Origin of the sequence: Marinomonas sp. (assembly GCF_965225885.1) — a bacterium.
GTDB lineage: Bacteria > Pseudomonadota > Gammaproteobacteria > Pseudomonadales > Marinomonadaceae > Marinomonas.
The window spans coordinates 159,473-186,043 of sequence record NZ_OZ245329.1 but is presented as its reverse complement, the minus strand read 5'-3'; the positions used below and the strand labels follow the sequence as shown (position 1 = coordinate 186,043).

Annotated in this window: 18 protein-coding genes; 11 read left to right on the top strand and 7 right to left on the bottom strand. The window is 45.1% G+C overall.

Going from position 1 to position 26,571, the window contains the following annotated elements:
- Positions 1-110 precede the first annotated feature (110 nt).
- Together ACO05V_RS00865 and ACO05V_RS00860 are read left to right on the top strand one after the other, a co-directional pair.
- Entirely contained in the window at positions 111-278 is a 168-nt protein-coding gene (locus tag ACO05V_RS00865) for a DUF6435 family protein (RefSeq protein ID WP_421846623.1), read from the top strand.
- A 105-nt stretch (positions 279-383) separates the two neighbouring features.
- Positions 384-659: a hypothetical protein gene (locus ACO05V_RS00860; protein WP_421846621.1), complete on the top strand. Its 276-nt coding sequence runs from the start codon at positions 384-386 to the stop codon at positions 657-659.
- A 59-nt stretch (positions 660-718) separates the two neighbouring features.
- Here the strand turns inward: ACO05V_RS00860 and ACO05V_RS00855 are convergent, their stop codons facing one another.
- From ACO05V_RS00855 to ACO05V_RS00835, 5 genes are all read right to left on the bottom strand, one after another.
- Positions 719-3,721 (bottom strand): DEAD/DEAH box helicase family protein, encoded by a 3,003-nt coding sequence (locus ACO05V_RS00855; protein WP_421846619.1) that lies wholly within the window; start codon positions 3,719-3,721, stop codon positions 719-721.
- A gap of 9 nt (positions 3,722-3,730) precedes the next feature.
- On the bottom strand, positions 3,731-5,695 hold the full coding sequence (locus ACO05V_RS00850) for a site-specific DNA-methyltransferase (protein ID WP_421846617.1): 1,965 nt from the start codon (positions 5,693-5,695) through the stop codon (positions 3,731-3,733).
- Positions 5,696-5,714: 19 nt separating this feature from the next.
- Positions 5,715-6,983: an RNA-binding domain-containing protein gene (locus ACO05V_RS00845; RefSeq protein WP_421846615.1), complete on the bottom strand. Its 1,269-nt coding sequence runs from the start codon at positions 6,981-6,983 to the stop codon at positions 5,715-5,717.
- Between the two features lie 28 nt (positions 6,984-7,011).
- The gene (locus tag ACO05V_RS00840; protein WP_421846612.1) at positions 7,012-9,834 is read right to left on the bottom strand and encodes an SNF2-related protein; all 2,823 of its coding nucleotides are present in this window, start codon (positions 9,832-9,834) and stop codon (positions 7,012-7,014) included.
- 149 nt (positions 9,835-9,983) lie between these two features.
- Positions 9,984-11,582 (bottom strand): cation:proton antiporter, encoded by a 1,599-nt coding sequence (locus ACO05V_RS00835; protein WP_421846610.1) that lies wholly within the window; start codon positions 11,580-11,582, stop codon positions 9,984-9,986.
- Positions 11,583-11,876: 294 nt separating this feature from the next.
- On the opposite strand from ACO05V_RS00835, the gene chvE reads away from it, so the two are divergent.
- From chvE to ACO05V_RS00800, 7 genes are all read left to right on the top strand, one after another.
- The gene (chvE, locus tag ACO05V_RS00830) at positions 11,877-12,938 is read left to right on the top strand and encodes a multiple monosaccharide ABC transporter substrate-binding protein (RefSeq protein WP_421846608.1); all 1,062 of its coding nucleotides are present in this window, start codon (positions 11,877-11,879) and stop codon (positions 12,936-12,938) included.
- A gap of 111 nt (positions 12,939-13,049) precedes the next feature.
- A complete protein-coding gene (mmsA, locus tag ACO05V_RS00825) occupies positions 13,050-14,588 on the top strand; it encodes a multiple monosaccharide ABC transporter ATP-binding protein (protein WP_421846606.1) in 1,539 nt (512 codons plus the stop codon).
- Positions 14,589-14,634: 46 nt separating this feature from the next.
- Positions 14,635-15,834: a multiple monosaccharide ABC transporter permease gene (mmsB, locus tag ACO05V_RS00820; protein ID WP_421846604.1), complete on the top strand. Its 1,200-nt coding sequence runs from the start codon at positions 14,635-14,637 to the stop codon at positions 15,832-15,834.
- Positions 15,835-15,857: 23 nt separating this feature from the next.
- A complete protein-coding gene (araD1, locus tag ACO05V_RS00815) occupies positions 15,858-16,838 on the top strand; it encodes an AraD1 family protein (RefSeq protein WP_421846602.1) in 981 nt (326 codons plus the stop codon).
- Between the two features lie 49 nt (positions 16,839-16,887).
- Positions 16,888-17,604, top strand: coding sequence for an SDR family NAD(P)-dependent oxidoreductase (locus tag ACO05V_RS00810; protein ID WP_421856837.1), 717 nt, complete (start codon positions 16,888-16,890; stop codon positions 17,602-17,604).
- Positions 17,601-19,361, top strand: a complete 1,761-nt coding sequence (gene araD / locus ACO05V_RS00805; RefSeq protein WP_421846600.1) for an L-arabinonate dehydratase — start codon at positions 17,601-17,603, stop codon at positions 19,359-19,361. Before ACO05V_RS00810 ends, araD begins: the two co-directional genes overlap by 4 nt.
- Positions 19,362-19,558: 197 nt before the next feature.
- Positions 19,559-21,067, top strand: coding sequence for an aldehyde dehydrogenase (NADP(+)) (locus tag ACO05V_RS00800; RefSeq protein ID WP_421846598.1), 1,509 nt, complete (start codon positions 19,559-19,561; stop codon positions 21,065-21,067).
- Positions 21,068-21,159: 92 nt separating this feature from the next.
- Here ACO05V_RS00800 and ACO05V_RS00795 read toward each other — a convergent pair whose 3' ends face one another.
- Positions 21,160-22,104, bottom strand: coding sequence for a LysR family transcriptional regulator (locus ACO05V_RS00795; RefSeq protein ID WP_421846596.1), 945 nt, complete (start codon positions 22,102-22,104; stop codon positions 21,160-21,162).
- Between the two features lie 259 nt (positions 22,105-22,363).
- Here ACO05V_RS00795 and ACO05V_RS00790 point away from each other — a divergent pair, with 259 nt between their 5' ends.
- On the top strand, positions 22,364-23,368 hold the full coding sequence (locus tag ACO05V_RS00790) for a virulence RhuM family protein (RefSeq protein ID WP_421846594.1): 1,005 nt from the start codon (positions 22,364-22,366) through the stop codon (positions 23,366-23,368).
- Positions 23,369-23,610: 242 nt separating this feature from the next.
- Here the strand turns inward: ACO05V_RS00790 and ACO05V_RS00785 are convergent, their stop codons facing one another.
- Positions 23,611-24,624 (bottom strand): ABC transporter substrate-binding protein, encoded by a 1,014-nt coding sequence (locus ACO05V_RS00785; RefSeq protein ID WP_421846592.1) that lies wholly within the window; start codon positions 24,622-24,624, stop codon positions 23,611-23,613.
- A 568-nt stretch (positions 24,625-25,192) separates the two neighbouring features.
- On the opposite strand from ACO05V_RS00785, the gene ACO05V_RS00780 reads away from it, so the two are divergent.
- Positions 25,193-26,551: an amidohydrolase family protein gene (locus tag ACO05V_RS00780; protein WP_421846590.1), complete on the top strand. Its 1,359-nt coding sequence runs from the start codon at positions 25,193-25,195 to the stop codon at positions 26,549-26,551.
- Positions 26,552-26,571 lie beyond the last annotated feature (20 nt).

Sequence of the window (26,571 nt, the reverse complement as noted above, 5' to 3'; positions counted from 1 at the left end):
AATCAGAGAAATCTGCTTGGCGTTTTTGTTTTGATGATGTGTTAGTTAAATCGATCCAAATCTCGCTCCGTGTCGTATGAACTTTATAAATTCACAACAACAGGCTACTTATGTTTTCTTTTCTTAAGTCCGACCCGATTAAAAAACTCGATAAAGAATATGGCGAGTTACTAGAAAAAGCCATGCAAGCCCAACGCGGTGGCGACATCAAACTCTATTCAGAACTGACGGAAAAAGCTGAAGCTGTTAAAGCCAAGATGGATGAGTTGAAAAAATAAATTTTCCGCTACATTAAATTACTTTATTCGTATGTGGTTTTCTAAAATTGATACTAACCTTCTTCGTTGAAACTAATGTTGGTTTCATTTGATTAAGGATAATACATGGCTACTTTTTATAAATCGGATATGAAGCATGATCATTACAGTTGGACAGCTGTTCCCGGTGATGACCCAAAAGTGACAGGAAAGCCTGATAGTACCTTATTCAGCCGGAAAGAAGGGTATGAAGTCCTTTATATGATTAATAAAGTGCTAGATCATCAAAATCTGACAAGTACTAAATCTGGACAAAAAGTAGAAGATTTAATAAAGGACAAGCTTCCTGGCGATACTCGCAGCCAAGTGAATGTCTTTAATTGGCTTAACGATAATTTCTAGTATTTCTAAGGGGGAATAAAACCGTGATAGCTTTATTTAAGCATCACGGTTTTATTGTTTTAACTCACCACTTCCGCAACGCTGATAGCGACTTTATAGTCGATGCCGCCCAGTGCTTTAAAGTGTGCTTCGCCACATTTTATTTTCAAATTTTCTTCTTTACGACGTTTGCCTTCATCGTGTGTGGTTTTGGTCTCACGAATCAAATAGACCTTTTCATCGTTTTCGAGCACCACCGCCCAATCTGGATTGTAGTTACCCACAGGAGTGGGAATGGTGAACCAGCGAGGAAGCTTGCAGAAGAACTTAACGTTTTCAGCACCGTCTAACGCATGGGCTGTTTTCAACTCGATGTTTGAATCGTACTCAATGTAATCGTAGGGCGTTTGCACGTATTGAGAGTTTTCTGACCGCTGTACTTGATAAGCTCGATCTAAGTAGGTTTCCAGCTCTGGTTGATCAAAGCTGGTCATACGATAGCCTTCTTTATCTGTTAGTTTCTCATAGCGAATATTGTCGACGAGTAGTTCATCTAGCGCAGATAAAATTTGTTTACTGGCTTCGGAGATAAAGCCTTGAGGATTCCCTCTAAACTCATCTAAGCGGCCGCAACGTTTCACCATTTCAAACAAGGTGCCACGAGTGAGTTGGGTATGTTCTTGTAGCTCACTTAATAAATCAGGTAATGATTCGTGAGAGTTCACATAGCGAGATCGAGTGGTTTGAATCTGACGCTCTGCTGTGACGCCAGCCTCGGTTAATGACGCTGCTGTGTGATCAATTACCAGCGAAACGGGTTTAACAAAAGGCATGTTTTGCAGCTTATGACAGGCAAGGTCGATCAATTTTTGGGTATCAAAATCAATTGAGTAGCGTGTTTTATGACGAATTTTCTCCCATAGATCTGCAAAATCAGGGTTTAACTCTACGCGCTTATTGTAAGTGACGCTGACACGGTTGCGTTCGTTTTTAATACGGCCCACAAACATAAAGCTACGCAGCTTATCAATAATGGCATCTTCCAGTGGCTGATACTCGTCTGGTAGTTGCAGCTGAAAATATAAATCGTCTGGCTGGAATTTAGCTGTGATTTCCCCTTTCGCATCTAAATAACCTTCGGCTTTGAGAGACAACCAAAGTTGTTTAGACCTTTCTTGTCCAAGACGCTGTGGTTCTAACGTATCTTGTTCTTCTGTACTTTCTGGTTCTGTGTTTTCTGTTTCTATATTTGAAGAGGTAGGAACAGGCAAAGCTAAGGGCGCAAACGCAATGGCGGGAACACGGCCAAATTTGAAGCCGCCGCCAATGTCGTTTTCCATTTCGGTTTGTAGGTTTTTCGCGTACTGCTCAAACGATTCACTAGCGATCACGGTTAAGCGATTGATCTGTGGATCATGAATTCGTTCACCACTGGCATTGACCGCAAGGCGCAAACCTCGTCCTAGCGTCTGGCGTCGTTCTCTTTCATTGCCCATTTCCCGCAAAGTACAAATTTGGAACACATTCGGATTGTCCCAGCCTTCTTTTAATGCGGAATGACTGAAGATAAAACGCAAGGGTTCTGATTCGTCTAACAGGCGTTCTTTGTCGCGCATAATCAGTTCATACACTTCAGCATCGCTGGCGGTGTTGCCAGTGGTGTCTTTTATATCGACCACCTTGCCGCGCTTTTTGACTTCGGCAAAGTAGCCATTATGTACTTGATCGACATCTCGTTTGGGTAAATGACTAAACAAAGGTGAGCTGGTCATTTCTTGATAGGCTTCTTCAAACCATTTGACCAGTTTGCCTTTATGGGCATTGCCTTGTTCATCGTAGTAACGATAGTTGGCGACCTTGTCGATAAAGAAGAGGGAAAGCACCTTGATGTTCAACCCTTGCTTATGCAGCTGGCGTTCTTTTTTGAAATGCGCTTCTACGGTTTGGCGAATCTGCTCTTTAAGCACGTCTTCTCGAATACCGTCTTTTTCTTCTTCTGGTTGCAGTATTACTTTATTCGAGAAACTGACATATTCTTCGCCGGTCTCGGCGTATATTTCGTCTACCACATAGCCTTCGTAACCCGTGCGATTGGTGCAATCGGATAAATCTAGTTCTTGCTTGAGAGTGACGTGCTTTTCTTTGGTACCATTCGGTGTATTTTCAAAGATCACCACAGTGGCGGTCGGTGTTTTGTTTTTGCCTGTGTAACCAATGCTTTTTAGCTTGATATAGGCTTTATTGATATTTTGTTCGGCTTGCACTGAGGCCACCGAGATTTGTTTGACCAAATTTAAGTCATAGGCTTTTACTGGGCCGAGTTCATACACAACGTTGTAAGGGTTCTTATGAGTCGCCGAATAACGTAACGCCAATAAGGGCTTAAGGTGATTAATCGCACGCTTTGCCTTGGGCGTATTATCCACAGATTGCGGTTCGTCTATGATGAGAACCGGGCGAACCTGTTGGATAAACTCAATCGGTTTACCCTGCATTCTGTCTAAGTCTTGGTGAATGATATTGGTTTTTTTGCCTGTGTCGGTCTCGGCGTCTTTTTGGAACGCCTGAATATTGATCACCATGATCTGTAACGTATTCGCTGTGGCAAATTGGCGAACTTTGGATAAGTCTTTTGAGCGGTATTCGTAATGATCAAAAGGCACATTATTATAGAGTTGACGAAAGTGTTCCTTCATCAATCGCAAAGAAGACAACACACCTTCACGAATCGCCACCGATGGCACCACGATGACAAATTTGCGTAAGCCATAGTGTTTGTTGAGCTCAAAAATCGAGCGCAAATACACATAGGTTTTGCCTGTGCCTGTTTCCATCTCAACCGAAAAATTGGGAAATTCGTAAGCATCGGTGTCATCAAACAAGGACGCCGATTTTTCAATAAAATTGGCTTCTTGCACCTTGTGTAAATTACTTAACAGCTTATCTTGGTTAATCACCAAGGCGTTAGCAATACCGCGTTCCACATAGGCGTTGCCTGTGGTGGTTAAGCCTTCAAACAGAGACAAAGTCGATTGAATCGCGTCTTGTTGATAGTCCAAACTCGGATCAAATTGCAGCTTCATATGCTTCCCTTACACCGTTTTAAAGTCGATACGGTCGATACCGACTTTTTCTTGGTTAAAGGTAGCAAAGCTTTTGACCGCGTTGGCTTTCATTTGTTCGTTGCCGTGGAAGGCACTATCTAAACAAATAAACTGCGTTGGTTGCTGGTCTAACACCGCATCGATCAAGGCTTGGTCAGTGTGTTTTTCTAAATGAATCAGAATCATGCCATCGGAAACGCTATAAATAGGATGGCCTGCCAGTTCTAACACTTCAATTTGCTCAGTGGGCGCGATACCGATTTTTAACAAAATCTCGAAGAGCAAATCTTCTTGAGAGGCGTCATGATCCACAGGGTCAATGTGCAATTCCATCTGGCGCACTAGCTCATCATTGGAGGTGTCTTTACTTGGTGCCTGCCATTGATTGAAATTGCTTTGGTCTAGTTTAAACACCTTAAAGCCCAGATCCAGATTCTGCTGATTGGCTAAATCGAGCTGGCCTTCTCGTTCAGCACGGATTTTAGCGCCAGCGCGGCGAAGGCGCTCTTTGGCAATATGGGAAACATTACTAAAGCCGAGTTTAAATGCTTCTGAGTCAATGTTAATCATTTCTGGTAATTGAACCAATATAAACTTGAGATCGCTATTTTTGTTAAGATTCTCATCAAAAATCGCATGACCTGTTGTTCCAGAACCAGAAAAGAAGTCCAATACTATATCTCCTTTTCTGGTAGAAATTTCCAATATCCGTTTAAGTAATTTAATGGGCTTTGGAGTATCAAAAACTTGACTATTCCCTAAGAAAGCACGAATTTCTTTTTTAGCCTCATCCGTGTGGCCAGCTTCTTCATGCGGCCACCAAGTCCAAGGAACGACACCTTTTACTTCACTTAAATAGCGAATAATTCCAGGTTGAGAGTTACCATCTTTACCAAAATATACTCTCCCTTCTTCTTTTTGTTTTAGATACTCAGATTCAATCATCCCCCAACACCTTCCTTCCGGAGGTAAAAACACTTTTCCTGTTGGAGATACAACTTCATACATCTGATTCGGTCTATACCCTTGTGCGGTCATAGGGATTGCACGCCAATCTCCTTTTGGATCATTGGTTGGGTTTCTATATGCCTTACGTTGACTCTCTGTAATCGAAACAAGATTCGAGACGTTTTTGAAAGCCTCGAATTTCTTTGCGTATACAAGAATATATTCATGGGCGTCACCGACCATACCCCTGTTTTCTCTTGAATATCGTTTTTGCCAGACATTTTGAGCTACAAAATTCTCTTCACCAAATATTTCATCACAAATACGGCGCAGGTTTTCAACTTCGTTGTCGTCGATGGAGATAAAAATCACGCCATCTTCTCGCAGTAGATTACGCGCCAAGTAAAGGCGTGGGTACATCATGTTGAGCCATTTGGAATGAAAGCGGCCTTCGTTTTGGCTGTTGGTGCTGAATTTTCGGCCTTCGCCGCCCACTTCTTTTAGGCCAGCGTATTCGAGGTAAGTATCAAGGGATTCGGTGAAATTATCTGGGTAGATGAACTCTTTGCCGGTGTTGTAGGGCGGGTCGATGTAGATCATTTTGACCGCGCCGTAGTAACTTTTTTGCAGCAGTTTGAGGACTTCTAGGTTGTCGCCTTCGATGAAAAGATTCTCTGTGGTGTCAAAATCCACCGACTCTTCGCGGCAGGGTTTTAGGGTGGCGCGAGACGGTTCTTGAATTTGTCTCAGGGTGTCTTTTTTGCCCGGCCAGTCCATGGCATAACGTTCACGGCGGTTGTCATAAATCTCACTGAATTGACCCGGTTCGGCCTTGAGGCGTTCAAAATCAATGCTTTCGACTAGCTTGCCGTCGTCGGTTTTGGTTTCGGTAAATACCCCTGGGAAAAGCTGTTTAAGCTCTTGCTTGCGCTGTTCGCTGATATTGAGCGAGTCGCCTTTGAGTTGAGTGTTAGTGCTTGTATTGTTTATGTCATGGTCTGCCATGGTATTTCCTTGGGGTGTTCTAGCGCTTGCTTTCATTGGTGGCATAAGCTTTATTGGCGGCATAGATGGTGAGTAAGAGTTCGGCATCATCAATCATTTTATATTCTGGCTCTTTGCCGCTGAGTTCTTTGCTGCGGTTAATTATTTTTGGTACGCCTTCTCCACGACGTTCAATAATGGCTTGTCTACCCGCTTCTTCTCTGGCGTTGTAATAGCGGCTTAATAGGTTCACTAACGCTTCGTTACGCGTCACTGTGTTGTCCATTAGACCATCTATGGTGAGACTGTTGGATAATTGCCCCGGTGTGTAAAGTTCTAAGCGATCCGCAAACATGTGCAGGCGGATGCGTCGTCCTGTCATGGAGTAATCTCGGTGGGCGATGGCATTCACTACGGCTTCAAAAATAACGCCAATGTCGTATTGAGGAAGATCGATTCGGCCTACGTCCTTTATCGCTGCGGTTTTCATGTTGCGTTTTACGAAGTCCACCGCGCCATTGATTTGCTGGTCGATAGGGCCTGTGTAATCCTGTGCATCGAGTTGATCTTGTGCGTCCCGTTGTTGGCCGCTGTAACACACACATTGAATATAGGCGTTAGTAAGCCATTGGGTCGGGTCTGGTGTCAGCAATAATACACCAGAAACGGACAATCCTTGTTTTGCTTCGTAGTCGTCTTTGGCTGTGAGGTGCAACTTGTGCAACTGCATGTGCTCTGGAATAGTCGGGCGCAGAAAACGGCTTTTTAAGCTGCTGTCTATGTCGTCTATGGACGTTCCGGGCACAAGGGATTCGTCAAAACGGATCAGACGTGCCTGTGAACGTTGTTGGAATAAACGCGCTAAGACGTCGGGCTTCATTTCTTGCTTGGTAGAGCCTACGCGTTGGTAATAGCGTCCGGCACTTTGGTGAATGGAAAGACTGCGAGGAATTTCCACATAAATGATGGTTTTTAAGTGACCTTCACGGTTTGGGATCTGAACTAGACGAGTGTCAATTCTTACTGGCGGCACAATGTTTTGTTGGCTGATGTTGACTATCCATTCTTCGGTACTGGCGACCTTGTCGTCATCAATGCCAATTACGTCACGATTTTTGTCATCGACGCCAAGCAATAAACGTCCACCTTGGCCATTAGCAAAGGCGGCAAGTTCGTGTGCCATCTTGTCTTTGTTTGGGTCTTTTGGTTTATTACCGTTTTCAAAGGTAACGGCTTTAAATTCGATGCTTGAGTCTTCGCCTAAGCGAATATGGAAAAGTAATTCCCTGACTAGCTTTTCGTGCTCCATGATTTTCTCACTATTTGAATTGGTTAGATTAGGCGTCGAGAGCCCAACGGGCGGTAAAAATAATGTCCGTTTGGCAAGACAGTTCGAGTTTTGCGCTGATCTTGTCTATCATCTCGTCCTCTTCTTTTTCAATTCGTTTTCTGGCTTCGTGGAATTCTGTCATCGCGTCATCGCGTTTACGCTCAAGCTTACGCAGTGTTTTTTTCGCTTCAATTTTTTCTCTGGTTGAGGCGAGTTTTCGCGTTTCTTTTTTGAATAGGTCTATCTCATTATTCAGCTCATCCACTGTTATTTGATAGCTGGCTTCGCGGTCTTGTTTCCAACGGTCTAGTTTGTTTTCTTCCACTTCATAAAGCTGGTCCAGCTCGCCTTCTTTGGCAAGGGTTTGGCTTTCTAGCAATTGCTCTAATTGTGTCGCAAAAGCTTGCTTAGGTAATTCGCCTGCAAATGGTTCTGCTATGGCGGGAATGCAGAGTAGGTGTTCGGCATTTTCATTGCTTATTCGTTGTCCGCCATCAGTGTAGGCGAGAGCAAACAGTTTGTGGTCTTTGTCTTTGCCTTGGTTATAGGAAAACACCAGTTTCACCACTTGAATAAAGCCGGACTGACCAATATAAGGCTGTAGCGCGCCATATCGACCTTCTAACTGGTTGTAGCTGAATATTAGATGGGTTGGTTCAAGCTGACGTGCTTTGGCTTTTTTAACAAGATCCCAAGCGAGATAATGTTCCATGGCTTGTAAACGGAAAAACTCAGAGTCGTTTTGTTCGGCCAGAGACCAGCGAATATCGAAGCGCTTGCCTTGGTATTGGAAGTGATTGTCGGCAAATACCGCGTCGGGTAATTCTGCTTTGGCAAGGTCGAGCAGTATATGCTCGTAGTCTTGTAAGAATATCTTATTTTGATCCCGTTGGTTTTTAAGGTTTGCAACGACATCACGGTCAAAATGGTTGAGCAAGGTTTGTCTTGCTGCTTCTTCTCGTACTTCAAGTGCCTCTTTTAGATCGTCTTGCAGTTTATTAAATTGCTGCTCGATTTCTGCATCTGTTCGGCATTTTTGATAGATTTCATAAATGCGCTTTTCGATATCGAGGTTTTCGGAAATAGCCCCCAGCACTTCATCTGAGGCGCCAAATACTCCTTCAAATAATTTGAGCTTTTCATTGAGTAACTGGAAAACACGCTGGTCGGCAGGGTTTTTACGGTTAACAAAATTCACCACAACCACATCATTTTTCTGGCCGTAACGATGGACACGACCAATGCGCTGTTCCACTTTTTGTGGGTTCCATGGTAAATCGTAGTTAATCAGCAAAGAGCAAAATTGTAAGTTGATACCTTCGCCACCCGCTTCGGTGGAGATAAGGATATCCGCTTCCTCGCTTTTAAAGCGCTCCACTAACGCCGCTTTCATATCAGAAGGTTTGGAGCCGCTGATACGTGACGAGTCTTTGTGTTTTTCCATCCAGTCTTTGTAAATAGCTTGAGACTGAGGGTCGTTATTAGAGCCGTTAAGCAATACTGTACGACCTTTGTAGCCATTTCTTTCCAGTAGGTTATTTAGGTAGGTTTGTGTGCGGCATGACTCGGTAAAAACGACAGCTTTACGCTGACCTCCCATTGATTCAGTTGATGCCATGGCGCGTTCTAACACAAGGAGAAGGGCTTCTCCTTTTGCGTTGACTTCTATGCTCTCGGCCAGTTTTTGGAAGCTGTTTAACTGCTCTATTTCATCTTCTAAGCGGTTTGTGGCTTGTGTGCTGTTAGTAAGCTCTTCAAACTCGATATCGTTCCAGTCATCGGCGGTATCAATATCGTTGATACTGTCTTCTGTCACTTTTTGCTTTTCTCTTAGTCGTTTTACCATGCCTTTTAAGGTGTCAGAAATGGCAAAAGAAGAAGAAGCCAAAATTTTGCGCAGGCCGATGTTAACCAGGTGTTTTGCATTCGGCGCTATTGCTTGGTTTTCTGGATTTTGTAGATAAGCCGAAAGCTGTTGGTATAGCTCCCATTCTTCGGGAAGAGGTGTGAAGTCTTCAGTAATGGCGTAGCGATTAGTAAAGTTAATGCCGCCTTCTTGCTGAACCTGACGGCGTAATGTGCGATGGCATAGGGTTTCAATACGTTTTTTTAGGTCTTCGAGTGCATCGCTATTTTTTTGACGTTTGACATAAAGAGCTTTAAAGGATTTTTCATCACCAAAGAAATGCGGGTCGATAACTTGGCTTAGACCATACAGTTCCATTAGATTATTTTGTAAGGGCGTGGCAGACAAAAGAACTCGATGTTGCGCGTGTTCCGTGGCTTCTACAACGGCTTTTGCTCGCTTACTACCACCTTTACTATAGAGATTTCTGAGTTTGTGGGCTTCATCAAAGATGACCAAGTCCCAGTCTAGGCGTAATGAAAACTCTTTCTTTTGCGCAAGGTATTCATAGGAACAGATAATGATCTTATCTTCTTGTTCAAATGGATTAGAGAAACCTTGTTTTTTTAATTCTGCCGCGACTTTGCTATCAACTACAGCAGATGGCAATTCGAATTTATCCCAAAGTTCTTGGTTCCATTGTTTACGAAGAGATGCAGGTACAACTAATAGAATGGCGCGTTTTCCTTCCGCCCACTTTTGCGCGATGACCAAACTGGCTTCAATCGTTTTACCTAGGCCTACTTCATCCGCTAGTAATACTCCTCTTTCCAGAGGGGATTTAAGCGCAAAGCGTGCCGCATCGATTTGATGAGGGTTCATGTCTACTCGAGCAGATGCAATCACCTTTGATACTTGGTTTTCTACTTTCCCTGATTGAGTTAGCCAATGAGCAAAGTACGCGCTTTGGTGATGTGTAAACATAGGCTTCGTGAAGACCCCTAAAACGTTTTACTGTTTAATTAAGAGAAGGATGAAATGGTTTTCGCTAGTTTACCGCATTTCTTTTCAAACTAACCAGATTTGCGAATGTTTCTAGCACTAATGTGCCTGTAAACTAGCGAAGCCTTAATTTAAGAAGGCATGGCGTTGTCCATTGGCCGAATCAGTGCCAAGCTTTCTTCGGCGAAACCTGTACCTGCTTCGGTGTAGAAGTTGAAGACGTTGTCTATGCCGCTGTTGATAAGAATTTCTCTTTCATCTTGATAACGTGCTATGGCGGCGATTTGGCCTGTGTAGTTGGCTTTACGCAGTTGTATGGCGACGTTAGTGGTGTCTTCCGCCGCAGGTAATGCAAGCAATACGAGCTCGATACGGGACGTGTCCAAACGTTCCCATAAATCGGCGTCTTCACCATCGCCGTAGAAGACGTTTTCTTGATCGGCTTGCATTTGGTTTATACGGTTTCGATCCGCATCCATACCAGCCACCGTGTCACCTACCAAGCCTTTCAATGACTCAAACGCTCCGCGTCCAACTCGACCCAATCCCACCACGAGAATATCACTATTAACAGGTTGGACGAAGATATCCTCAGGTAAGCACTCTGGGCTTTCAAAACGACGAATGACGTCTTTGTTTTTACGGTACATGCGGTGCACGTTGCGGTACAAAATACTGGTAATGACGAATGAGAAAGACACGGCTAGTGCTAATACGACCAGCCATTCTTTTTCCAACCAGCCGTTTGCCACACTCAGAGCGACGACAATTAAGCCAAATTCGCTGTAGTTAGACAGGATCATCGACGATAAGAAAGATGTCCTGCCGCGCAGTTTCATTTTTGTTAGCAACAGGAAGAAGAGTGCGAACTTTGCCAAAATCAATAAGGTAATGATTAAGCTCATGCTGATCATGTTTAATGTGGGTAAGGCAGTAAAACCAATAGATAAGAAGAAACCAATTAAAAACAAGTCTTTGAAATTCATTAGCGACTTATTCATTTCTGCCGCTTTTGAATGAGACGCTAATAAAATACCGAAAATCAGTGCGCCTAAATCCCCTTTTACGCCAACCAGGTAAAACAGTTCATAGCCACCTAGCGCAAGAAACAGACCTGTTAGCGGTAGCATTTCTCCGTGGCCTGCCTTGTCGACGATTTTGTTAATAACAGGGCGAATCAGTAGCAAGCCAAATAAACCCAGCGCCCAGATAGACGGTACTTTGCCTGTGGCAGCGACAAGGAAAACCACCGCGACTATGTCCTGCATAACCAGAATGCCAAGGGATAATTGCCCGTGGCGAGTTTTTAGTTCGCTACTTTCTTCCAACAGTTTCATCACACAAACGGTACTGGAAAAACTGAGTGCGAAACCGATAAGTGCAGCGGTTTTAAAATCAAGTACCCCAAAATATGGCAGGCTTAATGTGCCAAGGAGTAGGGCTATGCCTGCAAAAATAATGGTGCTTATTCCCATATGGCTTAGTGTTGATGCCCAGACTTCGCGTTTTAGAAGGTCTTTAACATGCAACTTCAAGCCGATACTAAACAGCATTAGCGTAATGCCTATATTGGCAAGGGAGTCCAATGTGGTGCTTGATGTGTCGCTTGGCTCCAAGCCTGCATATTTAAGTAAAAAGCCAGCTAACAAGAAACCAATTAATGGCGGTAAATTAATCATTTTGACGGCCAGTCCGCAGACGAATGCGAATAAGATCCAAATAAATTCCATAGATTCCTTCTAATTTATAGAGTGGCTAAAGGGGAGTTTTATCATACGAAATTTGGCTAAGCCATGCAGCACGTAATACGGCTATTTGTAGGGGCTCTTACAATTCGCTACACATATCAAAAATGATATGAAGGGCAACATTTATTCTATTTGATTGGTATGTTCATTTTGCCTACTCTGCATAATAGGTTTTTCAAGACCTGATTGGCTCGTAAAAAATAATCATAAAAATCACTCGATGGCCACTGAAGCTTGTTCCTTATGGTGCTTGCTTGGCCGTTACAGGAGAAGCTAATGAACTATCTAAAGAATGCCATTGCTGGTTTAGTATTGGGTGCCACTGCGCTGAGTTCCGCTAGTGCCTTGGCCGCTAATGGTTATGTTGGTATTGCTATGCCAACCAAGTCTTCCGCTCGCTGGATCACCGATGGTGACTCCATGGTAAAACTCTTCCAAGACGCCGGTTACAAAGTTGATCTGCAATACGCGGAAGATGAAATTCCGAACCAACTCTCCCAAATCGAAAACATGATCGTAAAAGGCGTCGACGTTTTAGTCATTGCCGCGATTGATGGAACGACCCTATCTAACGCATTAGAAAACGCCGATGCTGCTGGTATTAAAGTTATCTCCTATGACCGTTTGATTAAAAACAGCCCTTATGTGAGCTACTACGCGACATTCGATAACTTCAAAGTCGGTGTGTTGCAAGCCAAGTCTTTGGTAAGCGGTATGGAAAAACGTGGTAAAGGTCCTTACAACGTCGAGTTGTTCGGTGGCTCTCCTGATGATAACAATGCTTACTTCTTCTATAACGGTGCCATGTCTGTACTTCAGCCAATGATTGATTCTGACAAAGTGAATGTTGTCTCAGGCCAAATGGGCATGGACACAGTCGGTACCTTACGTTGGGACGGTGCAACCGCTCAAGCACGTATGGATAACTTGTTGTCTGCTCATTACACCAAGAAACACATAGACGGTGTGTTATCGCCTTATGATGGTATTTCTATTGGTATTTTGTCGTCTCTTAAAGGTGTCGGTTACGGTTCTGGTAATCTGAAAATGCCAATTGTCACTGGTCAGGATGCGGAAGTGCCATCGGTGAAATCCATCATCGCAGGCGAACAATATTCCACCATCTTCAAAGATACGCGTGAATTAGCCAATGTTACCGTTGGTATGGTGCAAGCAGTATTGAATGATGCCACACCAGAAATCAATGACACTAAAACCTACGACAATGGCATTAAGGTTATCCCAAGTTACTTGCTTGAACCTGTCACAGTTGATAAATCCAACTGGCAAGATGTGTTGCTAGGTAGTGGTTATTATACGAAGTCTCAGATCGAATAAGCGCACGACTAGTGTGCTCGTTAATATCCTAATTCAACAATAATAAACCAGTGAGCGCGTTACTAACTGCGTGCCTATGCAGTAGTAGCGCGTCTGCTAATGGGATGTTTTATGGAAAATATTATTTTGGAAATGCGCAGCATTACCAAGACGTTTCCTGGAGTAAAAGCCCTCGACGCGGTGAACCTCAAAGTTCGTGCTGGCGAGATTCACGCTTTAGTGGGTGAAAATGGCGCGGGTAAGTCCACTCTCATGAAGGTGTTGAGTGGGGTTTATCCACATGGAAGTTATGATGGCGATATTCTGTTTAATGATGAAACCGTGGCGTTTTCCGGCATTACGGACAGCGAAGAAAAAGGCATCATTATTATTCACCAAGAGTTGGCTCTAGTGCCGCTTTTGTCTATCGCTGAAAATCTATTTTTAGGTAACGAGAATGTCGAAGGTGGCGTGATTAATTGGCCGAAAACCTATTCTCGTACGCAAGAGTTATTAGCCAAAGTGGGCTTAAAAGAATCGCCATCCACTCTCGTTGGTCAACTAGGAGTGGGCAAGCAGCAGCTGGTTGAGATTGCCAAAGCCCTTGCTAAAGATGTGAAATTATTGATTCTGGACGAACCAACGTCCGCACTACAAGAAAACGACAGCGCCAAGTTGCTTGACCTATTGCTGGAATTTAAAGCTCAGGGTATTTCTTCTATCCTGATTACCCACAAATTAAACGAAATCAGCCGTGTTGCAGACAGTATTACCGTTATTCGTGATGGTGCCTCTGTATCGACATTAGACTGCCGTGCGCAAAGCATCAGTGAAGAAGACATTATTCGCGACATGGTTGGCCGTGACATGGCACACCGTTACCCAGCAAGAAAGAACCCGACCGAAGAAGGTCACTTAGGGAAAACCTTGATGGAAGTCAGTAATTGGAATGTTTGGCATCCTGAAGCAGTAGATCGTCAAATGATTCATGACATTGCCTTCAATGTGCATGCAGGCGAAATTGTTGGTATTGCGGGTTTGATGGGATCGGGTCGAACAGAATTAGCGATGAGCATCTTTGGACAAAGTTACGGAAAAAACATCCAAGGCGAAGTGCGTTTACGCGGCGAAATCGCCGATTTATCAACCGTGCCTAAAGCCATCAAAAGTGGTTTGGCGTACGTCACCGAAGACCGTAAAGAGCTGGGTTTGATTCTTGAAGAAACCATTCAAACCAATACCACATTAGCGAACCTAGATCGTGTGTCCTCAAATGGCGTGATTGATGAAAACATCGAGCGCCAAGTGTCTGAAGATTACCGCAAAGCGCTCAATATTCGTACACCAAGTGTGTTCCAGAAAGTGATGAACTTATCAGGCGGTAATCAACAAAAAGTGGTGTTGAGTAAATGGTTGTATTCACAGCCAGACGTACTGATTCTAGACGAACCAACTCGCGGTATTGACGTGGGTGCCAAGTTTGAAATTTACAGCATCATCAATGAACTTGCCGATGATGGCAAAGGTGTGGTGATGATTTCTTCAGAGATGCCAGAGTTGCTTGGCATGTGTGATCGTATTTACGTGATGAACGAAGGCCATTTTGTTGGTGAGTTAGACAAAGCTAATGCGAGCCAAGAAAAAATCATGTCAATGATTGTGAAAGCCTAGCGATAGCAATAATAACGGCGAGAAGAATAATAGCGGAGCAATAATAATGACAACAAAAGAAACCTCTACAGTGGTCCAATCGGCACCTTCTGTTGCCAGCTACTTGAAGTCGCATATGCGTGATTACGGTATGTTGATCGCACTGGTGGTTATCATGGGCATGTTTCAGTTTTTGACCGAGGGCACCTTGATGCGTCCGGTAAACTTAACCAACTTATTTTTACAAAACAGCTACATAATCATCATGGCGATTGGCATGTTACTGGTCATTGTTGCAGGACATATCGATTTATCGGTTGGCTCTGTGGCAGGCTTCATCGGGGCATTGGCTGCCGTGATGTCGGTTAACTATGACTTGCCAACGATTCTTGTGGTGCCAGTGTGTCTTGTTGTTGGTTTGATTATCGGTGGTTTACAAGGCTATTGGATTGCCTATTGGAAAATCCCTGCGTTTATCGTCACCTTGGCGGGTATGTTGGTGTTTCGTGGTTTGACCTTGGCATTGCTTGAAGGCCAATCTGTCGGGCCTTTCCCAAAAAGCTTCCAGTTATTAAGTACAGGTTTTATTCCAGATGTATTCGGCGTAGGTCGTCCTAATGTCACCGCGCTTGTATTGGGTGTTTTGGCGGCGAGCGCGATTGTCTTTTTGGCAGCTCGCAGTCGATCTCGTGCCTTGAAATACGGGATTCAAGATGAGCCTTTCTCTTTCTTTATCGTAAAAAATGCTTTGGTTGCCATCGCTATTATTTACTTGTCTTACCTCTTAAGTACTTACCGCGGTTTGCCAAACGTGTTGATTACTATGGCGGTGTTGATCGCGATTTATACCTTCTTGACCAACAGCACCACCATCGGTCGTCGCATCTATGCTTTGGGTGGCAATGTAAAAGCCGCCAAGCTTTCGGGTATTAATACGGAACGCTTAACCTTTTTGACCTTTGCCAATATGGGCATGTTGGCCGCATTGGCCGGTTTGATCTTTGCCGCACGCTTAAATACAGCGACGCCAAAAGCCGGTTTTGCCATGGAGCTAGATGTCATTGCTGCCGTCTTTATCGGTGGGGCTTCCATGACAGGTGGTGTGGGTAAGATCATCGGCGCGGTGATTGGTGCTTTCATCATGGGCGTAATGAACAACGGGATGTCGATATTGGGTATAGGGATTGATTGGCAGCAGGTTATTAAGGGCTTGGTATTGCTCGCTGCGGTTATCTTCGACGTCTACAACAAACAAAAAGCGCGTTAAGAACGCAGGTTAAGGAGCGAATTATGTTGTTTTTATCTCAAATTAAACAAGGTGGTGTGGTTTGCCGTGAAGGGCTTTCTAATGAAAGTACGGCACACCTTGTACTTCATGCGTCGAGCGTTTACGAGCTCGCAAAAGAAGCCGTTAAAAATGGCGTGCCGTTGAAGTCTATTATTGAAAAACATGGTTTAGGTGAGTCGGTGAATTTGGCAGAGCTGGCTAAGAATAACCAGCTAGATTGTCCTGTTCGTCACCCAGATCCTGCGCACATGTATCTGACTGGTACTGGTTTAACGCATCTAGGTTCTGCTGCGACTCGTAATGCCATGCATGCGAAAAGCGAAGAGCTGACAGATTCCATGAAGATTTTCCAGATGGGTGTGGAAGGAGGTAAGCCAAAAGACGGTGAAGAAGGCGTTCAGCCAGAATGGTTTTATAAAGGCAATGGTGCAGGCGTGGTTGCGCCGGGTGATGCTCTGCCTTCACCGTCTTTTGCATTAGATGGCGGCGAAGAGCCAGAAATCGCTGGTTTTTACTTGGTGGGCGATGACGGCAAAGTGCATCGTCTTGGGTATACCTTGGCGAATGAATTCTCCGATCACATTACAGAGCGCCAGAACTACTTGTACTTGGCTCATTCAAAATTGCGCCCAGCGTCGTTTGGTCCAGAGTTGCTCGTGGGCGAATTGCCAATGCACATTGATGGTCATTCACGTATCGAACGTGGCGAGAAAACGCTTTGGGAGAAAGGCTTTTTATCTGGTGAGGACAATATGTCACACACCTTTAAAAACCTAGAACACCATCACTTTAAATACTCCATTTTCCGCCAACCAGGCGATCTGCACGTGCATATGTTTGGCACGGCAACCCTGTCTTTTGCCGATGGTATTCAGGCTCAAGAAGGCGACGTGTTTGAAATCTCTTCACCTACCTTTGGTCTGCCATTACGCAACGCCTTGGCGAAAGCGGATGAACTCGATACCGAGGTAGCGCCGTTATGAATAAAAAAATAGCGCGGTTTACCCAGACTTAAAAGATCGCTCGGTCTTTATCTCTGGTGGCGCGACCGGTATTGGTGCTGCGATTGTTGAAGCGTACGCCAAGCAAGGCGCAAAAACGGCCTTTGTGGATTTGGATGAAAAAGCCGGTACGGCGCTCGCCAAACGTCTTAAAAAAGACGGTTGTGAAGTGCGCTTTGAAGTGTGTGATATCACTGATATTCAAGATTATCAAAGCAAAATCCGTGCAGCCGCAGAGGCTTTTGGGCCAATTTCTGTGTTAATGAACAACGCCGCCAACGACGTACGTCATTCTTTAGAATCGCTGACAGAAGAGCGTTTTGATGAGCTAGTAGGTGTGAATATCAAACACGCTATGTTTGCCGCTCAAGCGGTTGCGCCGATGATGCGTAAATTGGGTGGTGGTTCGATTATCAATTTTGGTTCTGTGGGCTGGATGATGGCAACGGCCGGTTATCCAACTTACGGCACGAGCAAAGCGGCGACCCACGGTTTAACTCGATCCCTTGCCCGTGATTTGGGTAGTTCTGGTATTCGTGTGAATACCTTGGTACCGGGCTGGGTGATGACAGAAAAACAACTGCGCATGTGGGTTGATGACGCGGCAGAAGAAAAAATTAAACAAAGCCAATGCCTAGCAGGCAAGGTGCTTCCCGAACACATCGCCAACATGGCGCTGTTTTTAGGGTCCGATGCGGCGGCAATGTGCTCGGCGCAAAACTTTATCGTTGATGGAGGTTGGGTATGAGTGATTCTGATAAAGGCACGTTCGTACCGAAAACATGGCCCCGCAAATTACGTTCAACCGAATGGTTTGGCGGTACCTCACGTGATCATATTTACCATCGCAGCTGGATGAAAAACCAAGGTTTGCCGGCGGATTTATTTGATGGTCGTCCAGTGATTGGCATTTGTAATACCTGGTCGCAGCTTACACCTTGTAACGCCCATCTTCGAGATCTTGCCGATCGTGTGAAACACGGTATTTATGAAGCGGGTGGGTTGCCACTAGAGTTTCCTGTGTTCTCTGTGGGTGAAAGCTCACTTCGCCCAACGGCCATGATGTATCGCAACATGGCAGCGATGGATGTGGAAGAAGCTTTACGTGCCAATCCTCTTGATGGCGTTGTCTTGTTAGCAGGTTGCGACAAAACCACTCCAGCGTTGCTTATGGGCGCCTGTAGTGTCGATATTCCTGCGATTGTTGTGTCTGGTGGTCCGATGTTGAACGGCTATTTTAGAGGCGAGCGTGTGGGTTCTGGTACAGCCTTGTGGCAAATGTCGGAAGACATTAAAGCGGGCAAGATGACACAAGAAGACTTCCTTGAAGCCGAGCAATCTATGTCGCGCTCTGCGGGTTCTTGTAACACTATGGGCACCGCCAGCACCATGGCATCTATGGCAGAAGCTTTGGGTATGGCGTTATCGGGTAACGCAGCGATTCCTGCTGTAGACAGTCGTCGTCGCGTTATGGCGCATCTTACCGGTCGTCGTATCGTTGATATGGTGAAAGATGATTTGAAACCGTCTGACATTTTGACTCGCCAAGCTTTTGAAAACGCAATTCGAGTAAACGGTGCAATTGGTGGTTCTACCAATGCTGTGATTCACTTATTGGCCATTGCTGGTCGTGTTGGTGTGGATTTAACCCTAGATGATTGGGATAAATTGGGCCAAGAAATCGCCACTATTGTGAACTTGATGCCGTCAGGTAAATACCTGATGGAAGAATTCTTCTACGCAGGCGGCTTGCCAGTGGTAATCAAGCACTTGGCAGAAGCCGGCAAATTGCATAAAAACGCCATTACCGTGTCTGGCGAATCAATTTGGGAAGAAGTGAAAGAGGTTCGCAACTGGAACCCAGACGTTATTTTGCCCGTTGAAAAAGCACTGACACAAAAAGGCGGTATTGTTGTATTGAAAGGTAACCTTGCGCCACAAGGCGCGGTATTAAAACCGTCTGCGGCATCGGCGCATTTATTGCAGCACCGCGGCCGCGCTGTGGTGTTTGAAGACATTGATGATTACAAAGCTAAGATCAATGACGAAGCTTTGGATATCGATGAAAACTGTGTCATGGTGCTAAAGAACTGTGGGCCAAAAGGTTATCCAGGCATGGCGGAAGTTGGCAACATGGGCTTACCACCAAAAGTGTTGCGCAAAGGTATTAAAGACATGGTACGCATTTCTGATGCACGTATGTCGGGAACGGCTTATGGCACTGTGGTTTTACATACCACACCAGAAGCGGCTGCTGGCGGTCCATTGGCCGTCATTCAAAATGGCGACATGATTGAATTAGACGTAGAAAATCGACGCCTTCATGTGGATATTTCTGATGAAGAAATGGCAACACGTTTAGCAAACTGGAAAAGTCATTTGGAACCACCAAAAAGTGGTTACATCAAATTATTCCATGACCACGTACAAGGTGCCGATACAGGTGCCGATTTTGACTTCCTAAAAGGGTGTCGTGGTGCTGCGGTACCAAAAGATAGCCATTAACAAATGGCTATTCATAACGGTTTAGTGAAAAGACCAAACGGACTTGTTGAGAGGAAAACGCCGTGAATACCTCCCTGTAGGCTCGGTTGCGACATCCATGTCGCAAACGTTTCCTCTGCAATCAAGTCCTCTTCGGTCTGAAACATTAGTACTGAATAGATACGTATATTAATTGAACAAAGTAGAGAGGAGTGAGTATGTTAACGGGACAGCATTTTATTGCCGGTAAATGGGTAAAGGGCGACGCAACATTTTCTTCAACGCCTGCTACAGGACCTTCTCATGAATTTGCCGTGGGTCGTGTGTCAGATGTGGATGCAGCGGTAGAAGCCGCCGAAGCGGCGTTTGAGGAATTTGGTTATTCCACTCGTGAAGATCGTGCGGCTTTTTTGAATGCCATTGCTGACGAAATCGATGTGCTAGGCGATCAAATTACTGAAGTTGGCGTACAAGAAACCGGTTTGCCAGCAGCACGTTTGCAGGGCGAACGCGGTCGTACAACAGGGCAACTTCGTTTGTTCGCAGAGCGTATTTTATCAGGTGAATACTTGGATCGTCGTTTTGATGAAGCCTTGCCAGATCGCGCACCATTGCCGCGTCCAGATATGTACATGGTACAGCGTCCAATCGGTCCAGTTGCTGTGTTTGGAACGTCTAACTTTCCATTGGCGTTTTCAACGGCGGGTGGCGATACCGCAGCGGCTCTAGCGGCCGGTTGTCCAGTTGTGGTGAAAGGCCATTCAGCTCATCCGGGAACGGGCGAGTTAGTGGCGCAAGCGATTGAAGCGGCGATAAAACGTTGCAAGATGCCAGCGGGCGTTTTCTCCTTGATCCAAGGCGGTAACCGTCAAGTTGGTCAAGCCTTAGTGCAGCATCCGTTAATTAAAGCGGTTGGTTTTACAGGCAGTTTAGCTGGTGGGCGAGCCTTGTTTGATTTGTGTGCGGCACGTCCAGAACCGATTCCTTTCTTTGGTGAATTAGGTTCTGTGAATCCAATGTTTGTGATGCCAGAAGCGGTGAAAAGCCGAGCGGCAGAGTTGGGCAAAGGTTGGGCAGGTTCATTAACCATGGGGGCTGGACAGTTTTGTACCAACCCTGGTATTGCAGTGATGTTAGACAACGCAGACTCAAAAGTCATGATAGCGGCGGCGAGTGCGGCATTGTCGGAAGTCGCTGCGCAAACCATGCTTACTGATGGCATTGCTGATGCGTACCGTTCAGGTGTAGCAGCGATTGAAAAAACCGGTATTCAGTCTGTGGTACGTACAGCAGATACTGAAGATCGTACCGCACGACCAAACTTGTTCACGGTAACAGGTCAAGCATGGTTAGATCATCCAACACTTCACCATGAAGTCTTTGGTCCTCTTGGTTTGGTTGTATTAGCGGACAGTGTTGAGCAAATGGTCGAGCTTGCTCGTCACTTGGAAGGTCAACTTACTTGTACCATTCACCTTGATGAAGGCGATTATGCTGCGTGTCAGAAACTCTTGCCTGTATTGGAGCGTAAAGCGGGGCGTTTGTTGGCGAACGGTTTTCCAACAGGGGTTGAAGTGAACGATACCATGGTGCATGGCGGCCCTTATCCAGCGTCAACAAACTTCGGTGCCACCTCAGTGGGTACCTTGTCGATTCGTCGTTTCTTGCGTCCTGTTTGTTACCAAAACATTCCAAAAGCATTGTTACCAAAAGATCTTAATCAATAGTTTTTGTGATTTAGTCCCAAAGCAAGGCGTTAGCGAGTTCGGTTTTGAAAGCAACCGACTCGCTTTTTTTTGGCTGGTTAATAATGAGTGATTTACACATTAGTGGTTTTTTGTTCCAGCTCGGCAAGTACCAAACGCTTAAGCTGGTTGGCGAGAGGAGACAATTGGCGGCCACGCATTTGCAACAAATAATAGGGGCTCATGACAATTTTTCGGTCTAATTTGAGCGTTTTCAAATCGGCTTTCACTTTATGACCAACCAGCAAATCACTGACTTCTCTGGCCATAGGGGCAATGGCATTGGAAGAGACAAGAATCGCGATCAATGCCAATAAAGACGTACTGTTAGTGATGCTTAGTGGCAGCTCGGCACGCTCTTCCATAAAAGCGGCTTCGACGGCTTCCCGTATGGGCGCGCGGTGCGATTGCATGACCCATTCAAAATTTGCTAGGTCACGAATCTTAACATGATCTAAATTGGCCAATGGATGATCTTTTCGAACCACGAGGGTGACGGACTCTGTGCGAGCTGGGTAAATTTCAAATTCGTTGGCATCGTATTGTTTGGGAATTCGCGCGAGCACAAAGTCATTGTGTCCGGCGACTAGATCGCGCACCAAAATATCACTGGTATCAACATTGATATCGATCTCGGCCTTTGGAGCGATGGCTCGCAATTGCTGAATCGCTGGAATCACAAAGCCCACTGCAGCACCTGTTACTGCGCCGATGGCCGTGGTGCCACCACCACCTTCTTTTAGTTCGCCTACTTCACGGGCAAGATCTCGCAGCTCAACCAAAAGATTGTGCGCCCGACGTGCCACTGCTTGGCCAACCAAGGTTGGCTCCATGCCTTTAGCATGACGAATAAATAAACGTGTACCAATGGTTTGCTCAATTTCACTTAACATACGTGACGCGGCAGGCTGTGTCATCGCCATTTCATCCGCAGCGATGCCAAGTTGACCATGCTCTGAAATAACTGAAATTAAACGCAGCTGATTGAGTTTTAAATGCTTGGCCAGACCTATGTCCATATTGACCTCTGTTGTTATTTTTAATGAAGATATCTTACTCTAATCTTAAGTGTTGCATAAGCGCTCAGACTGGTTTGATTGGGCCTATTTGGTTGAGAGTTACTCTACTTTCCCCTATTCTCTCCAACCGTTCTGAGAAACAATATATTTTGATAAATTAAATGAAAATTTGTTGCATACCTAAAATGATCAGTAAAAAAAGGCACCGCATAGTATGGCTGTTATGCATACCCACTCACTCTGATAAGGAAATCAATGCATGAATGAACTGATCTTATACACCACCGAAGACGGAAAAAATCAGATTCAACTTCGAGCAGATAACGGTACGGTCTGGCTCAGTCAGCTGGAAATGGCCGAGCTGTTTCTCACCTCGAAACAAAATGTAGCTAAGCATCTTAAAGCGATTTTTTTAGATGGAGAGTTGATCCAAGAGGCAGTTGTCAACCAATGGTTGACAACTGCCTCCGATGGCAAAAAATATAAGGTTGTACACTACAATCTTGACGCCATTTTGGCTGTCGGTTATCGAGTACGTTCGCCGCGCGGCGTACAGTTTCGTCGCTGGGCCAGTACGGTACTGAGCGAGTATTTACATAAGGGCTTCGTAATGGATGATGAGCGCTTGAAAAATCCCGATGGTCGACCTGATTATTTTGATGAGATGTTGGCACGAATCCGTGATATTCGTGCCTCAGAAAAACGTTTTTACCAAAAAGTACGTGAGCTGTTTGCTCTTAGCATCGATTACGATAAGAGTGATAAAAGCACTCTACAGTTTTTTGCCACAGTGCAAAACCTATTGATCTATGCGGTAACACAACAGACCGCCGCTGAGTTAATTTGTGCCCGTGCTAATCCAAATGACGATAGGTTTGGATTGTTCAGCTGGAAAGGCGATAAAGTACGTAAACAAGATATTTTAATTGCTAAAAACTATTTGAATGAAGATGAAATAGACACGCTTAATCGGCTAGTGGTGATCTTTTTAGAAACCGCTGAGCTACGTGCCAAGAGCCGTATAGAAACGCGTATGGCGTTTTGGCAAACACGTGTTGGCGAGATTATTAGCAGCAATGGTTTTCCTTTATTAGCGGATGCTGGCTCAATCAGTCATGCGCAAATGGAGCACTCGACTAACGAACGATATGTGGAATTTGAGCAGCTTCGTAAAAAACAAGAAAAGTTAGCTGCCGACCAAGTCGATGACTCCGAGCTGCAAGCACTAGAACACAAACTTAAATACCGTTCAAATGACGAATGAAAGCACCCATATCAGGACGGAACATAATAAAATAAACTGAGCAGCAGACTGTGAGATTACTTATACTTTAATGCAATATTAAAGCCCCAAGATCTTTAACAATAGTCCGAAGCAACCCTAGAGGTGTGATCTAAGCTTGAGCGGCCAGATAAAAAGAGATATCTGTAGATTTAATTTGATTTGACCCTTATACCCGTTAAAAACTATCTGTTTAGATTTTTAACGGGTATAAATCGCAGCGCTTATTTAGGAATAAATTGGCGATTAACGGCGCTTTCTGGATCAAAACTGTCGACGGCAATGTCTTGTGCTTCGGCAGTCCATTTCCATGTGGTGGCGAGTCGTTCTTTGGTAAATACGCCGTAGCCATCTTGATCACTTACTGCATTATAAACCAAGGATTTGATGGAATTAATGGTATCCGTTGCTGTGCTGGCATCGACTTCAGGCACCATGTCATGAACGATTTCTCCGCTTTCCTCTGGATGCTCCCAAGTGTATTCGATGGCTTTTTTATAGGCTTGAACAAAACGTTTTGTCACGTCTGGGTGCTTATTGATAAAGCGATCAGATGCAATGACGGACGTTGAATAAAATTCCAACCCTGCATCGTACCAAGGCAATACGCGCAAGGTTTGGCCAGCACTTTTGGCTTGTTGTTGATAAATTACGGTGTCAGTTACCCATGAAATAACGACGTCTGTGTTACCAGAAAGTAACATTGGGTTTAGAGCGCCGGCGTCTGCTTTGACCAATTTTATGCTGTTTGGATCAACGCCATTCACGTCTAACAGCAAAGGTAAAAAGACATTTGAAGAGGTATAAGGTGAGGTGGCAATGCGTTTACCTGCGACATTTTTTACGCTTTTAACGTCTGAGTCAGAAGGCACAAAGAAAGCGTGAGGTGCTTTACTGAAAACCGAATAAACCGCAGAAACCGGCACATCGTTTTCAGCTTTTGCCATTAACAAGGCGACTAAGTCAGATAATCCCATGTCTGCATTGCCGGTGGCGAGTTTGCTAATCGCATCGGTGGAACCTCGTCCACTTGCCACCGTTACATCTAAATCAGCGTCTTTGAAAAAGCCTTTTTTGATGCCCACATAAATCGGCGCTTTGTCACCACCGGGCAACCAGTCTAGTTGGAATTTCACCTCATCTGCTGCGAATGCAGCACAGCCATTTAAAGCCGAAAATGCCATGGCCCCAGCTAGGCATAGATTACGAAATAGCGGTGTTTTTAGTTGGTTGTTCATTGTTTTCTCCATGCTTCATCATAGATTCGGCGTTGCTTTTTTAAGCAAACCAAACTCAGTCACTGAAACAACCACAAAGAAAACAAGATGAGGAAAGAGCGAGAGGGCTGGGTACACAGTCGAGTTAAATGGAAACGGCTGTCACTTCCCTTTCGACATCCTCTTTGGGTTGTCGATAAGGCAGTGAGCAATGCCCGAACTTGGTTTGTTGGAATCCGACACCAAATTTGACCGCTTCTACTCATTGCGTCACGCAAACTGTTTGCGCTATTTATGACTAAGCAACAAGCAGGCCAAATATATTTGTCTATAAATTCGGCAATAATGCGGTTGTTAGTGCTCTGTTCTGCACTTAAATTGGGCGTGTTGCGGTCTAGTCGCACCATAAATATGATTAATAGCATGCGAAATATGATGAATGGTTCGTACCTGCTGTGTGCTCATTGGCTTTGTGCAGACTGGTATAGGGTTTGCTTGTTGGTCCAGTTAAATTGTATGTGAAATAAAGAGTAGAAGCGGTTAAGCCTTGTGGCCTGGACATTGCTCTTTCCTAAAAAAGGAGAGTGTTATGCCCCAGTATTTAATCCGCCAAGCCAAAGCGGTTTTTGGTTATGAGTTTCCTCAAGACATCCGTATCAAAGATGGCGTGATTGCCGCCATTGCTCCGACACTAAATCGCGAGCCTGACGATGAGTTAATAGACGCGTCTCACTGTGTAGTTTATCCTGGTTTTGTGAATACTCACCATCATCTTGCTCAGTCGATACTAAAAGGCATTCCAGCGGGTTTGAATCAAGGGCTAGGGGAATGGCTGGCAAGCGTTCCCTATCGTTTTTGGCCACAAATTACGCCAGATTTAATGTATGTCGCGGCGAAATTAGGTCTTTATGAACAGCTGCGTTCTGGGGTGACAACCTGCGCGGATCACCATTATTTGTATCATGCGAGCACATCGCCTGAGTTGGAAGACGCCGTTTGGCGAGCTGCCGAAGATTTAGGTATTCGCTTAATTTTATGCCGTGGTGGCGCAACGGTACAAGGCAGTCATAAAGGCATGCGAGACAGCGGCATCGTTCCAGAGTCATTGGATTTGTCATTGGATCGCCTTGAAGCTTCCTACAAACGCTATCATGATGACAGCCCATTCAGTATGCGGCGCTTGGTCGTCGCGCCTACCAGTTTGGTTCACACCTCGCCAGCCGAAGATTTACGCCGTTATGCTCAATGGGCAAAAGAACGTAAGTTGCTGCGTCATTCACATTTATTAGAAGTGTCTTTTGATGAACAAATGGCACAACAAAACTTCGGTATGAGCGCCATTGATTACGCCGCTCATTGTGATTGGTTAGGCGACGATGTGTGGTTCGCTCACTTGGTGCAAGCGGATGCTCATGCGATTGAATTATTGGCGCAAACTAAGACTCGAATCGCTCATTGTCCAACGTCAAATTGTCGACTAGGCAGCGGTATTGCTCCTATTTTGGCGATGGAAAAAGCGGGCATTCCTATTACCCTTGGTGTTGATGGTTCCGCGTCCAGTGAAAATGCCTCTATGCTGCAAGAGTTGAATTTGGCTTGGCTGCTGCATCGTACGCAGGGCGGTCCAGCAGCCACAAATGTAGCGCAAGTACTAAAATGGGGAACCCAAAACGGTGCTGAGCTTTTGGGGCTGAAAACAGGCCAAATTGCCGAGGGTTATGCGGCGGATTTGGTGTTGTATTCCCTTGATACTCCGCGTTTTTCTGGTGTACACAGCCCGCTAGAAGCGCCGATCTTATGTGGTGAACCAGCGCTCATTAAACACAGCTTTGTGAACGGCAAGCGAGTGGTTGAAAATGGCCAAGTACTTGGCGTGGACGAAGCCGAATTAATACAAGACGTAAAAGCGGCTGTGGTGGAATTGTTAGCGAAATCGCCAGCGAATTAATTGTTAGATAACCAAGAAGG

Excerpts from the sequence above, each read along its gene's own strand:
- ACO05V_RS00795 (WP_421846596.1), bottom strand. The coding sequence starts at position 22,104 with ATGGACATAGGTCTGGCCAAGCATTTAAAACTCAATCAGCTGCGTTTA.
- ACO05V_RS00845 (WP_421846615.1), bottom strand. The coding sequence starts at position 6,983 with ATGGAGCACGAAAAGCTAGTCAGGGAATTACTTTTCCATATTCGCTTA.
- ACO05V_RS00790 (WP_421846594.1), top strand. The coding sequence starts at position 22,364 with ATGAATGAACTGATCTTATACACCACCGAAGACGGAAAAAATCAGATT.
- ACO05V_RS00800 (WP_421846598.1), top strand. The coding sequence starts at position 19,559 with ATGTTAACGGGACAGCATTTTATTGCCGGTAAATGGGTAAAGGGCGAC.
- chvE (WP_421846608.1), top strand. The coding sequence starts at position 11,877 with ATGAACTATCTAAAGAATGCCATTGCTGGTTTAGTATTGGGTGCCACT.
- mmsA (WP_421846606.1), top strand. The coding sequence starts at position 13,050 with ATGGAAAATATTATTTTGGAAATGCGCAGCATTACCAAGACGTTTCCT.
- ACO05V_RS00855 (WP_421846619.1), bottom strand. The coding sequence starts at position 3,721 with ATGAAGCTGCAATTTGATCCGAGTTTGGACTATCAACAAGACGCGATT.
- ACO05V_RS00865 (WP_421846623.1), top strand. The coding sequence starts at position 111 with ATGTTTTCTTTTCTTAAGTCCGACCCGATTAAAAAACTCGATAAAGAA.
- ACO05V_RS00835 (WP_421846610.1), bottom strand. The coding sequence starts at position 11,582 with ATGGAATTTATTTGGATCTTATTCGCATTCGTCTGCGGACTGGCCGTC.
- araD (WP_421846600.1), top strand. The coding sequence starts at position 17,601 with ATGAGTGATTCTGATAAAGGCACGTTCGTACCGAAAACATGGCCCCGC.
- ACO05V_RS00785 (WP_421846592.1), bottom strand. The coding sequence starts at position 24,624 with ATGAACAACCAACTAAAAACACCGCTATTTCGTAATCTATGCCTAGCT.
- ACO05V_RS00860 (WP_421846621.1), top strand. The coding sequence starts at position 384 with ATGGCTACTTTTTATAAATCGGATATGAAGCATGATCATTACAGTTGG.
- mmsB (WP_421846604.1), top strand. The coding sequence starts at position 14,635 with ATGACAACAAAAGAAACCTCTACAGTGGTCCAATCGGCACCTTCTGTT.
- araD1 (WP_421846602.1), top strand. The coding sequence starts at position 15,858 with ATGTTGTTTTTATCTCAAATTAAACAAGGTGGTGTGGTTTGCCGTGAA.
- ACO05V_RS00840 (WP_421846612.1), bottom strand. The coding sequence starts at position 9,834 with ATGTTTACACATCACCAAAGCGCGTACTTTGCTCATTGGCTAACTCAA.
- ACO05V_RS00850 (WP_421846617.1), bottom strand. The coding sequence starts at position 5,695 with ATGGCAGACCATGACATAAACAATACAAGCACTAACACTCAACTCAAA.
- ACO05V_RS00780 (WP_421846590.1), top strand. The coding sequence starts at position 25,193 with ATGCCCCAGTATTTAATCCGCCAAGCCAAAGCGGTTTTTGGTTATGAG.